The following is a 12,283-nucleotide window of genomic DNA, read 5'->3' on the forward strand; positions in this document are numbered from 1 at the left end:
GTTTAAAAGAATATTTCTGCTTTGTCTATAACATATCATGTTTGCATGGGCGTTGCAAGTATTTTCAGGAAGTGCCCTTATGCAGAAATACCTGAAGGAAGATAATTGCGATTTTCATGTGCAGTGAGAAGAATGGTTCTCTTGACGGTTGGAGGGTTATATAGTAAGTTAATAAGGTATGAATGACTGTGAATTGATAAAAGAGAAGAGGAGAATTCCATGATTAAGCTGGTGGTATCAGATATAGACGGAACTTTGCTGGAGGATGGAGGCCATGAGCTGAATCCGGAGCTGTTTGAGGTGATTTTGAAGCTTCGCGAGAAGGGAATGCAGTTTGCAGCCGCGAGCGGAAGACAGTGGGCAAGTATTGAGCAGGTGTTTGATCCGATCAAGGAGAAAATTTTTTATCTGTCAGATAATGGTGCTTATGTAGGCTGTCATGGCCGTCAGCTGTTTGTAAATCCCATTGATCGTTCTCTGGTGGAAGAACTGGTAAAGGATATCCGCAAAGCAGGACTGACTGTCATGGTTGGTGGCCCGGATGTGGCTTACCTGGAAAATCCGGATCCGGAGTTTGAGGACTGGATCGTCAACGGTTATAAATTTCAGGCAAAGAGCGTAAAGGATGTACTGGCAGTAGATGACCAGTTCATCAAGGTATCCGCATACCGGAAGACAGATATTGAAGCACACACCAAGGAGCTGCGCGAAAAGTACGGTGACCGTTTAAAGATGACCATTTCCGGTGATATGTGGCTGGACTGTATGGCAACCGGCGTTAATAAGGGAGAAGCTGTGAAGCTGCTGCAGGAGAGTCTGGAGATTCTGCCGGAGGAGACCATTGCGTTTGGTGACCAGTTAAATGATATAGAGATGCTTGGCCGGGCTTACTACAGCTTTGCGATCGGCAACGCAAGACCGGAAGTTAAGGAAGCAGCCAGATTTCAGGCAGATACCAATGTGCGGGACGGCGTGCTGAAGATCCTGAAACTGCTGGTATAAGGAAAGGTTTTAATATATGGAAAAGAAACTGGTATGCCCCAATTGTGGGGAACCATTTGAGATTGATGAAAAAGGCTACGCTGCCATTGCAAAGCAGGTGCGGGACAGAGAGTTTAAAGAGGAACTGACCCGTCAGCAGGCATCGCTGGAGGCTGAGAAGAAGACTGCCCTGGAACTGGCGAAGTCCCAGACTGCAGAAAGCTACGAGAAGCAGCTTGCGGCGAAAGAGACAGAGATCCTGAAGCTGAAGGCTCAGGGAGAACAGGCCGGGAAACAACAGGAGCTTGCGGTGGCGAGAGCGGAAGCAAATTTGAAGGAACAGCTGCAGGGGCAGATCCGATGTCAGCAGGCTGAACTCTCAGAGCTGAAAGCGCAGGCGGAGCTTACAAGAAAGCAGGCAGAGCTGGCAGAAAAACAGGCAGCTTTGCAGGAGAAAACTCTGCGGGAAAGTCTGGATGCACAGCTGAAGCAGCAGCGGGAAAGCTACGATATGCAGATGAAACAGCAACAGGAAAGTTATGGCATGCAGTTAAAGCAGCAGCAGGCATCCATGACGGAACTGAAGGAGCGGTATGAAGCGCAGCTGAGGCAGCAGGAGCAGTCTATGAAGGAGCGCTATGAGGCAGAGCGCCGTCTGGAAGAGAAGGCCGTCAAGGAGCATTATGAGATTCAGCTCAAAGATAAGGACGAGATGATCGAATACTACCGCGACTTAAAGGCGAAGCAGTCTACCAAAATGGTGGGGGAAACGCTGGAGCAGCACTGCGAGGTCTCCTTCAACCAGGTGCGGGCCATTGGCTTCCAGAATGCCTATTTTGAGAAGGATAATGAGGTATCTAAAAGCGGAAGCAAGGGCGATTACATTTTCCGGGATTACGATGAGAACGGTCTGGAGTACATCTCCATCATGTTTGAGATGAAGAATGAAAACGAGACTACCGCCACCAAGCATAAGAACGCGGATTTCCTCAAAGAGCTGGACAAGGACCGCCGGGAGAAGGGCTGCGAGTACGCAGTACTGGTAACGCTTCTGGAGGCGGACAGCGACTACTATAATACGGGTATTGTGGATATGTCCCATAAGTATCCGAAGATGTATGTGATCCGCCCGCAGTTCTTCATCCAGATCATCACGATTCTGCGCAATGCCGCCATGAATTCCCTACAGTACAAGCGGGAACTGGAGACAATGCGGAACCAGAACCTGGATATCACCCGGTTTGAGGAGAAGCTTCTGGATTTCAAGGACAAGTTTGGGCGAAATTATACCCTGGCCAGCGACCGGTTCCAGAAAGCCATTGACGAGATTGACAAGACTATCGACCATCTGCAGAAGGTGAAAGACCATCTGCTTGCATCGGAGAACAATCTGCGTCTGGCAAACAATAAGCTGGATGACCTGACCATCAAGAAGCTGACCTGGAAGAATCCTACCATGCAGGAGAAGTTTGCGGAGGCACGGGCAGCGGAACTTCTGTCAAAGAATCCGGATCAGGCAGGATCTGGACAGGATGCAGAGTAAAAAATGGAAAATCAGGATTGAAAGAATGAAAAATCAGAGAACAGAAACAAAGAGACTTATCTGGAGACTTAGAATGGCCATGCTGGCTTTTCTCGCTGCATCCCAGATCATGTTCCTTACCGCCTGCAGCGTCAACATTCCTATGGTGTCAGACAGTGCTGACACAGAGGGTTACACGGATGCCCAGACCATGCTCATCATTGCCACGGAACGCAACCGCTACCGCCAGGTCTATACCGACCAGATCTGGAATGTGGAGGTCAGTGAGGACAAGACACCGTTCCAGACGTATCTGTTAGAGCAGATACGCACCTTTTTAGGTGAGGTCAAATCCATGAATCTTCTGGCAGACGAGCAGGGACTGACGCTGACCAGTCAGGAACGGGAGCAGTTAAAGCAGCTGGCAGATGATTACTACAATTCCCTGACGGATGCGGATAAGGCTTATACCAAAGCAACACGGGATGATGTATACACGATGTATGAGGCTTATCACCGGGCCAATAAGCTGGTAGACGAGCTGACAAAGGACGTGAACCTGGAAATCAGTGACAGTGAGGCAAGGGTAATTCAGGTGCAGGAGATTGCAGTCAGCAACGAAGCAAAAGCACAGGAACTTTATGCGAAGGTGGCAAATGAGGGGGCAGATTTTGCAGCTACAGCCAGAAAAGAGTCCGAGAATCCGGACATTGAGGTATCCGTGGGGCGGGGCGAGCGTGATACCGTCTATGAGGAACCGGTCTTTGCGCTGGAAGCAGGAGAAATCAGTGAGCCGTTTGTATGGCAGGGAAAATGGTATGTGGTAAAATGTGTCAGTGATTTTGATGAGGACGCAACACTGGAACGCAAGAACAACCTGGCATTGCAGCGAAAAAATCAGGCGTTCCGCAGTATCTACGATTCTTACGAAGCAGAGCACAGGGTGGAAATTGACGGAGCAATCTGGAACAAGGTGTCCTTAAGTGATGGGGCCGACTGTACTACGTCCGATTTCTTTGAGCGGTATCATGAGATGATGAGGGAGTAGCTGCGTGAGCAGGGAATGGTGTTTTGCAGAGTTGACGCAGGAGCAGGCAGCGAAAAAGGGGGATTTACGGATGATCGCATTAAAAATAGAAGATTTAAAAACCTTTACCGCACAGCTTTTTATGGGGGAGACCTTTGACTACTGGCTGGTGCGGGAGGCCAACATTGTGACGTTTAACAGCTTTACCATAGATGGGCGGATCCGCCAGGGCTATTATTCAGATGAGGAGCTGGAAACGAACCGGATTGAGGAGTTTTCTTCCTGGAAGACGCTGCGCCCGTTTTGTTACTCTCTGATCAGAGGCAAGAAGCTGCCGGAGAGCTTTCAGATCACTCTGCAGCTCTCACCGGAGGAAAATGAGAAATTCATACGCCGGGTAAAGCCAGATCTTCCGGCAGACCAGATAGCGGCCCTGTATTTAAACATCCGTTATGAAAATCACGCGGCGGCCTGTGTGACCGGAACATCCCTGAAAATTTTTATGCTGGACAAGCAAATCGAGCAGGAATGGGATGAGACAGTCCGGAGATATTTCAGGAAGCTGCAGATACCTTGCGTAGAAGTCTGAAAACAGAAACCTGATAAAAATTAAAATTTTCTAAATTATTAGCACTCAACACAAATGAGTGCTGATTTTTTATTGACTTTTCGATTTTGTGGTATTAAAATACCGTTATGGTAATTTGAAAGGCGGTTTGAAGGGCTGTCTTTCCATTCTGAATCGAAAAGGAGCAATGTATTATGAGCAGAACAGGTAATTTATCCATAAACAGTGAAAATATATTCCCGATCATTAAGAAATGGCTGTATTCCGACCACGATATTTTCTATCGTGAGCTGGTTTCCAACGGCTGCGATGCCATCACCAAGCTGAAAAAGCTGGAGCTGATGGGGGAGTATAACAAGCCGGAAGGCATGGAATATAAGGTACAGGTTACCGTAAACCCGGATGAGAAGACCATTGCCATCACCGATAACGGCCTGGGCATGAGCGAGTCTGAGGTGGAGGAGTACATCAATCAGATCGCGTTCTCCGGTGCTCAGGATTTCCTGGAAAAGTATAAAGACAAAGCCAATGAAGACCAGATCATCGGTCATTTCGGTTTAGGCTTCTACTCCGCATTCATGGTAGCGGACAAAGTAACCATCGACACCCTTTCCTACAAAGAGGGCAGCAAGCCGGTTCACTGGGAGTCTGAGGGAGGCCTGACCTTCGAGATGAAGGACGGCGAGAAGGCAGAGCAGGGAACCACCATCACTCTGTATTTAAATGAAGACAGCTACGAGTTCTCCAATGAGTACCGTGCAAGAGAGGTTCTGGAAAAATACTGTTCCTTTATGCCGGTTCCGATCTTTTTAAATAACGAAAAAGCTGAGCCGCAGTATGAAACAATTGAGAAGGATGAGCTCACTGAGAAGGATACCATCATTGAGACTATTGTAGAGCCGGCCAAGACGGAAGAGAAGGAAAACGAGAACGGCGAGAAAGAAACGGTAGAGACCGAGCCGGCCAAAGAGAAATATAAGATTCTGAAACGCCCGGTGGCTTTAAATGATACCACTCCGCTGTGGAGCAAGCATCCGAACGAGTGCACCGATGAGGAATACCGTGACTTTTACCGCAAGGTGTTCCACGACTACAAGGAGCCGCTGTTCTGGATCCACTTAAATATGGACTATCCGTTTAATTTAAAGGGTATCCTGTACTTCCCGAAGATCAACACCGAGTACGATTCCATCGAGGGAACCATCAAGCTGTATAACAATCAGGTGTTTATTGCTGATAATATCAAAGAGGTGATCCAGGAATTCCTGATGCTGTTAAAGGGTGCCATCGACTGTCCGGATCTGCCGCTGAACGTATCCAGAAGTGCACTGCAGAACGATGGATTTGTTAAGAAGATTTCTGATTATATTACCAAGAAGGTAGCAGACAAGTTAAGCGGCATGTGCAAGACCGACCGTGAAAACTATGAGAAATACTGGGATGATATCGCACCGTTCATCAAATTTGGCTGCATTAAGGATGAAAAGTTTGCAGAGAAGATGAATGACTACATCCTCTTTAAGAATCTGGACGGCAAGTACCTGACCTTAAAGGACTGCCTGGAGGAGAACAAAGAGAAGCATGAGAACACCGTCTTCTATGTAACAGATGAGAAAGAGCAGAGCCAGTACATCAACATGTTCAAGAAAGAAGGTCTGGATGCGGTTATCCTGCCGCACAGCATCGACAGCCCGTTCATCGGTCATCTGGAGCAGAAAAATGAGGGCCTGAAGTTTTTACGTATCGATGCAGATTTAAACAGCACCTTCAAGGAAGAGGTCAAGGACGATGATGAGGAGTTCAAGAAGACATCTGAGGCTTTGACCGAAACCTTCAAGAAGGCTCTCGGCAATGACAAGCTGGAGATCAAGGTAGAAAAACTGAAAGATGAGAGCATTTCTTCCATGCTGACCGTCTCCGAGGAGACCCGCCGTATGCAGGATATGATGAAGATGTACAATATGTACGGTATGGATCCGTCCATGTTCGGAGGTGCAGGCGAGACCCTGGTATTAAATGCCAACAATAAGCTGGTCCAGTATGTACTGAATCACGGTGAGGGTGAGAATACCAATAAGATCTGCGAGCAGCTTTACGATCTGGCTCTGTTGGCGCACGGCAGCTTAAGTCCGGAGCGCATGACCGGATTTGTGGCACGTACCAATGAGATCATGATGATGCTGGCTGAGAAATAATGACCGGCCGCACAGGTAAAACAGAATACAGGGCATAAAGCCTTTTGAAGCGAAAGCTGTCAGACAAACAGAAATCAAGATTTGTCTGACAGCTTTCTTCTTTTTTCCTGATATTTGTGGTAAAATGAAAAAATGTTCCGGTATCTGCTTTTCAGAGGCCGGAGACATAAATATGGAAGGGAGAGTAAGTATATGGGACTGATCAGAGCAGCAGCAGGAGCACTTGGGGGAACCCTGGCAGATCAGTGGAAAGAATTTTTCTACTGTGATGCAATGGATAAAGATATACTGGTGAAGAGAGGAAGAAAGCGGACATCGTTCCGTTCTGCCAATACAAAGGGTAATGATAATGTCATTTCCAACGGAAGCGGTATTGCGGTGGCGGACGGTCAGTGCATGCTGATCGTGGAGCAGGGCAAGGTTGTGGAGGTCTGCGCGGAGCCAGGCGAATTTACCTATGACAGCTCCACTGAGCCGAGCATTTTTACCGGCAATCTGGGAGACAGCATCAAGGAAACCTTCAAGATCGTGGGTAAGCGTTTTACCTATGGAGGTGACACGGCAAAAGACCAGCGGGTTTATTATATCAACACCAAGGAGCTGGGGGAAATCCTGTTTGGAACAGCAACGCCGATCCCGTTCCGCGTTGTGGTGGATGAGTCCCTTGGCTACAAGCTGTCTGTGGATATCCGCTGCAACGGCTTATTTACTTACAAGATCTGCGATCCGCTTCTGTTCTATACCAATGTATGCGGAAATGTTGCGGATACTTATGAGAGCGAAGAAATCGCGGCCCGCTTAAAGGGTGAGATGATGACTGCCCTGCAGCCGGCGCTGGCAAAGCTCTCCGCACAGAAAATCCAGTATTATGAGATTCCGGCCCACACGCTGGAGATTTCGGACGCATTAAATGAGGTGCTGTCTTCTTCCTGGCGTCAGAAACGAGGCATTGAGGTATTTTCTGTCAACATTAATTCCTTAAGCATTCCGGATGATCAGAGAAAGAAACTGACGGAGTGGGAAGAAAATGCAATGACTACGAATCCGAACACGGCAGCAGCACGCCTGGTAGGCGGCCAGATTGATGCCATGAAGGCAGCGGCAGCCAATGGCGGCGGTGCCATGACCGGATTTATGGGAATGGGCATGGCCATGAACGCAGCAGGAGGCGCAAATGCGCAGAATCTGTTTGCTATGGGACAGCAGCAGGCACAGCCCATGCAGCCAGCCGGGCAGCAGGCGCAAAATCCGATTCCGAAAATGCAGCCGGAAGGCAGCTGGATCTGCACAAAGTGCGGAACCAGGGCAAACGGAAAGTTCTGTCCGGAGTGTGGTTCTCCGAAACCTGCAGACGGGTGGATCTGCTCCTGCGGTGCCGTGAACAAGGGAAAATTCTGTACCAACTGCGGAGCAAAGAAACCAGCCGGGGCACTTCTTTATAAGTGCGACAAGTGCGGCTGGGAGCCGGAGGATCCGGCACATCCGCCGAAATTCTGTCCGGAATGTGGAAATTCGTTGTAATTATTTCTGGGTAGGGATTTTCTGAACTGAAAATTCCGTATGTTGCAGTGGTGGCAGCAGATTTTGCCGATTTGGAATGCGAAGCATCGGCAAAATCCTGTTGCTGGACACGCATGCGTGGACGGTAACGATCCCTTTGATGAGGGGGATATCGTAAGATAGTGCGTGTGAAGGCACGGGACAGTTACGTAAGGGAAAAGATCGGAGAAATGAGATGGGAGAACTACAGGAATACAAATGTCCCTGCTGCGGAGGTGGCATCCGCTTTGACAGCAAGGCACAGAAATTGAAATGCCCCTACTGCGATACCGAGTTTGAAATTGAGACTTTGCAGCAGTATGATACAACTCTGAAGGAAGAAAAACAGGATGATATGCGATGGGATAAGGCGGAGGGCAGCATCTGGCAGGAAGGGGAGGAGCAGGGGCTGAGTACCTATCACTGCGAATCCTGCGGTGGTGAGATCGTGGCGGATGAGAATACAGCGGCGTCAGTCTGTCCGTTTTGCGGAAATCCTGTCGTAATGACCGGAAAGCTTTCCGGTGCGCTGCGCCCGGATCTCATCATTCCGTTTAAACTGGATAAACAGGCCGCAAAATCCGGACTGATGAAGCATCTGGAAGGGAAAAAGCTTCTGCCGAAGATTTTCAAAGACCAGAATCATATTGATGAAATCCGCGGAATTTATGTGCCGTTCTGGTTGTTTGACACTGAGGCAGATGCAAACATCCGTTATCGCGGAACCAGAACCCGGTTCTGGAGCGACAGCCGGTATGACTATACAGAAACCAGCTTCTATCTGATCAACCGGGGCGGCAGCATCGGATTTGAGAAGGTCCCGGTGGATGGAGACTCTAAAATTCCGGATGATCTGATGGAATCCATAGAACCGTTTGAAATCAGTGAGGCGGTTGCGTTCCAGCCTGCTTACCTGGCCGGGTATCTGGCAGACCGCTACGATGCAGACTCAGAGGAGAGCGCGCCGCGCGCGAATGAGCGTGTGAAAAAGTCGGTAGAACGTGCTTTTGAGGAGACAGTGACCGGTTATACCACGGTGGCCGCCGAGAACAGCAGTGTGCAGCTTCACGGCGGAAGTGTCCGGTATGCCCTGCTTCCGGTGTGGATCTTAAATACCACATGGGAGGGGAAGAAGTATCTGTTTGCCATGAACGGACAGACCGGTAAATTTGTTGGAGATCTCCCGGCAGATAAGAACGCGGCACGAAGGATGACCATTAAGCTGACTGTGATCTTTACTATGATATTTTACATATTGCGTCTGATTTTATGGATGTTCGGAGTTTAACAGGAGGGACAGGACGATGAAAACAAGAAAAGCTTATGCAGCGGCCCTTCTGGCAGCAGGTCTTCTTTCTATTTTGGGCTGTGCTCCGGCAATGGCAGATACAGATGGATTTTCCGAGGAGTATTACCGTTTTCAGAACCCGGATGAGATTCTTTCCGGGGATGAGGCCGAACAGCTGAATGAGCAGCTGGATGAGATCAGCCACAATCAGAATTTTGATGTGACGGCAGCACTGGTGGACAGCCTGAGTGGCGAGAGTGTGGAAGCATATGCGGATAACCTTTACGATGATTGTGATTTCGGATATGGAGATGAGCGTGACGGCGTGCTGCTGCTGGTCAGTCTGGAGGATCACGACTGGTATATCTCTACCTGCGGCTACGGAATTACTGTGTTTACGGACGCCGGTATCCGGTATATCGGAGAACAGATCCGGCCGCAGCTGGCAGACGGAGATTACCTGGGGGCATTTGAAAACTATATAGAACTGTGTGATGATTTTATTGATCAGGCCAACAGCGGAGAAGCCTACGATACAGACCATATGCCGAAAAAGCCGCTGTCTGCGATCTGGCTGGGGCTCTCGTTTGCGGCAGGCCTTGGTGCAGCTCTGCTGGCAGTGGGAAGCATGAAGAGCCAGCTCAAATCAGTTGGCATGCAGCGGGAGGCGCGGGATTACATCCGGCCGGGAAGCCTGCAGGTAACATCCGGCGGCGATTATTTTCTCTACCGCACCATTCACAGAACCGAAAAACCAAAACCAAAAAGCTCCGGCGGAAGCAGCACTCACACCTCATCCTCCGGAAGAACGCATGGCGGGGGCGGAGGAAAGTTCTAGAAGCTCTCTGTGGCTGACCATATTCCGATCCGCACAAAATGAGTTATGTCTTAAAAAAAGAACAGCAATCCTACTTGTCAATCATGCTCATATCCTTATAATAAAAGGAAATGCGTTTTGCGCAGATTAGAATTCGAGTTTAACAGAGGTAGGACAGATGTACAAAGGCATAAAAAAATTAGCAGAATTGATTTTAGAATCCGAAGAAAAATTTCTCACCGGTCAGGATGAGCAGGAAATTTATTTGGGAAGTCTCCTGAATACAGGCGTTCACGATGAAATCTGGGTCAGTGAGGACGGTGAGTATCATACCGTTATGATCGGAAATAAAGAAGCGCAGGACAACAGCATGCAGGTGTGTCATGAGGCAGAGCATCCGGTATGTCTTCCGAAATTACTGTGGATTGCGAATGCACTTCAGAAGCTTTTGGAGCAGGCAAACGGCAATCTGCCGATCGGGAAAAATGAGAATCCGGAGCTGATCCGCTATGCGGCGGATATTATCCGCAAGTATGCAGACGGTCTTTCCCATGATGATCGTTCCGTAAAAGAAATCTGCGAGGAAAACAGCCAGAATATTGCGTAATGAAATAAAAACTTTTATAAAAGAAGTTGTCCAGAATATGGGCTAAAAAAGAATCTTGTAAAAACAAAAGAAAATTGTAAGGGCCACCATATTAGAAAAGAAATTTTGCTGATTGGGGGCTCTTTTTTTTGTAAAAAGATGAATAAATTCTTACTACTGGACAGGAGATTTTTATAGGAGTAAACTGAAAGTATCTTAAGAAGGAGGAGAGAACATGGTTCTTGCACTGAAGGTAAATGACAAAGACAATGTGGCAACAATCTTTGCTGAGCAGGTACAGGGTGGCGATGCGATTCAGGTCCGGGATAAAAAGGGAGAGACAATAGAGGTGAAGGCACTGGAGGCGGTTCCTTACGGACACAAGATTGCGCTGCAGGATATTGCGAAGGGGCAGATTATTGTAAAATACGGAGAAGAGATAGGAATGGCTTCCGCTGACATTCGAAAGGGAGAACATGTACATGTCCATAATCTGGAGAGTATGAGAGCGAGAGGTGACTGGAATAAGGACGGCGGGGAGGCGAAGACCAAATGAAATTTTACGGTTACAGAAGAGCAGACGGCAGTGTAGGATGCCGGAACCTGGTAGCAGTGATTCCAAGCGTAGTCTGTGCAGCTGATGTAGCGCAGGCCATTGTGCAGAACGTGCAGGGGGCAGTCGGCTTATTCCATCACCAGGGCTGCAGCCAGCTTCCGCCGGATTTAAAAAGAGTGACGGATACGCTGATTGGACTGGCGTTAAATCCCAATGTCGGAGCGGTTTTGATTGTCAGCCTTGGCTGCGAGGGAACAGATCATGCGAGAATGTACCAGGAAATTCAGGCGGCAGGCAAGCTGGTGGAGATTATTGGAATCCAGAAGCTTGGCGGTGTTAGCAAAGCTATTGCGGCCGGTATTGACGCGGCTGCAGGCCTGGTACGGAAAATCTCTGGTCAGCAGCGGGAGGAGGCAGACCTGTCTGAGGTTGTGCTTTCCATCAAGTGTGGTGCGTCCGATGCAACGTCCGGCATGGCATCCAACTGTGCGCTGGGCTACGCGGCTGACAAGCTGGTAAGTCTTGGAGGAACAGTTATTTTTGGAGAGACGACGGAGTTTATCGGTGCAGAACATATCCTGATGCGGCGGGCTGTGAACCAGGAGGTGGCAGACCGGATCGGCTTTATTGTGAACCGGATGGAGACACGTGCGAAATCGCTGGGGTGTGATATGCGAAAAGGACAGCCGACCCCGGGAAATATCGAGGGAGGACTTTCTTCCATTGAGGAGAAGTCTCTGGGCGCAATTTTAAAATCCGGCACCAGCCCGATTCAGGGCGTCATGGAATATCCAGAGCGTGTTCGTACCAGCGAGGAAATTAAGAAGGGACTCTGGATCAAGGACACGCCGGGCCGTGAACCGGAGATTCTGACTGGAATGGCCTGCAGCGGAGCACAGATCATGATGTTTTCCACAGGAAGAGGAGCACCGCAGGGATACCCGATTATGCCGGTTGTGAAGGTATGCGGAAATCCGGTGACCTATCAGCATATGGAACAGGACATGGACATCAATGCGGGACTGATCCTGGAGGGCAGGAAAAGTATCGAGCAGGTAGGCGAAGAAGTATTCGCAAAGTTGGTAGATACCTTAAACGGCGAAGTGAGCAAAAACGAGAGCCTTCATTACTACAGTGCAATTGAGATTCATACGTTGGGACCGGTTATTTAACAACCATGAATAAAAAATAAGGAGGATCCGTG

11 protein-coding genes are annotated in these 12,283 nt (G+C 48.8%); all 11 read left to right on the top strand.

From position 1 onward, the window contains the following. The first annotated feature begins 219 nt into the window (after positions 1-219). The 11 genes from DW819_RS03215 (at position 220) to DW819_RS03265 (ending at position 12,251) form a co-directional block, all read left to right on the top strand. On the top strand, positions 220-1,002 hold the full coding sequence (locus DW819_RS03215; protein WP_118732039.1) for an HAD family hydrolase: 783 nt from the start codon (positions 220-222) through the stop codon (positions 1,000-1,002). A 16-nt stretch (positions 1,003-1,018) separates the two neighbouring features. Then, the gene (locus DW819_RS03220) at positions 1,019-2,524 is read left to right on the top strand and encodes a DUF2130 domain-containing protein (RefSeq protein ID WP_118732040.1); all 1,506 of its coding nucleotides are present in this window, start codon (positions 1,019-1,021) and stop codon (positions 2,522-2,524) included. Between the two features lie 25 nt (positions 2,525-2,549). Continuing rightward, positions 2,550-3,551 carry a peptidylprolyl isomerase gene (locus tag DW819_RS03225; RefSeq protein ID WP_177303356.1) on the top strand — a complete coding sequence of 334 codons (1,002 nt, stop codon included), beginning with the start codon at positions 2,550-2,552 and terminating at the stop codon, positions 3,549-3,551. 4 nt (positions 3,552-3,555) lie between these two features. Next, positions 3,556-4,119: a DUF5721 family protein gene (locus DW819_RS03230; protein ID WP_347560153.1), complete on the top strand. Its 564-nt coding sequence runs from the start codon at positions 3,556-3,558 to the stop codon at positions 4,117-4,119. Positions 4,120-4,292: 173 nt separating this feature from the next. Further along, positions 4,293-6,293 carry a molecular chaperone HtpG gene (htpG, locus tag DW819_RS03235; RefSeq protein ID WP_118732043.1) on the top strand — a complete coding sequence of 667 codons (2,001 nt, stop codon included), beginning with the start codon at positions 4,293-4,295 and terminating at the stop codon, positions 6,291-6,293. Between the two features lie 192 nt (positions 6,294-6,485). After that, a complete protein-coding gene (locus tag DW819_RS03240) occupies positions 6,486-7,814 on the top strand; it encodes an SPFH domain-containing protein (protein ID WP_118732044.1) in 1,329 nt (442 codons plus the stop codon). Between the two features lie 214 nt (positions 7,815-8,028). Further along, entirely contained in the window at positions 8,029-9,120 is a 1,092-nt protein-coding gene (locus DW819_RS03245; protein ID WP_118732045.1) for a hypothetical protein, read from the top strand. A gap of 16 nt (positions 9,121-9,136) precedes the next feature. Then, positions 9,137-9,958, top strand: a complete 822-nt coding sequence (locus DW819_RS03250) for a TPM domain-containing protein (protein WP_118732046.1) — start codon at positions 9,137-9,139, stop codon at positions 9,956-9,958. Positions 9,959-10,115: 157 nt separating this feature from the next. After that, complete coding sequence (locus tag DW819_RS03255; protein WP_118732047.1) at positions 10,116-10,544, top strand: hypothetical protein; 429 nt, start codon at positions 10,116-10,118, stop codon at positions 10,542-10,544. Positions 10,545-10,758: 214 nt separating this feature from the next. Further along, complete coding sequence (locus DW819_RS03260) at positions 10,759-11,079, top strand: UxaA family hydrolase (RefSeq protein ID WP_118732048.1); 321 nt, start codon at positions 10,759-10,761, stop codon at positions 11,077-11,079. Further along, complete coding sequence (locus DW819_RS03265; protein WP_118732049.1) at positions 11,076-12,251, top strand: UxaA family hydrolase; 1,176 nt, start codon at positions 11,076-11,078, stop codon at positions 12,249-12,251. The genes DW819_RS03260 and DW819_RS03265 overlap by 4 nt, the downstream gene beginning before the upstream one ends. Positions 12,252-12,283 lie beyond the last annotated feature (32 nt).

This window comes from Clostridium sp. AM33-3, assembly GCF_003480315.1.
Taxonomy (GTDB): Bacteria; Bacillota; Clostridia; order Lachnospirales; family Lachnospiraceae; genus Brotaphodocola.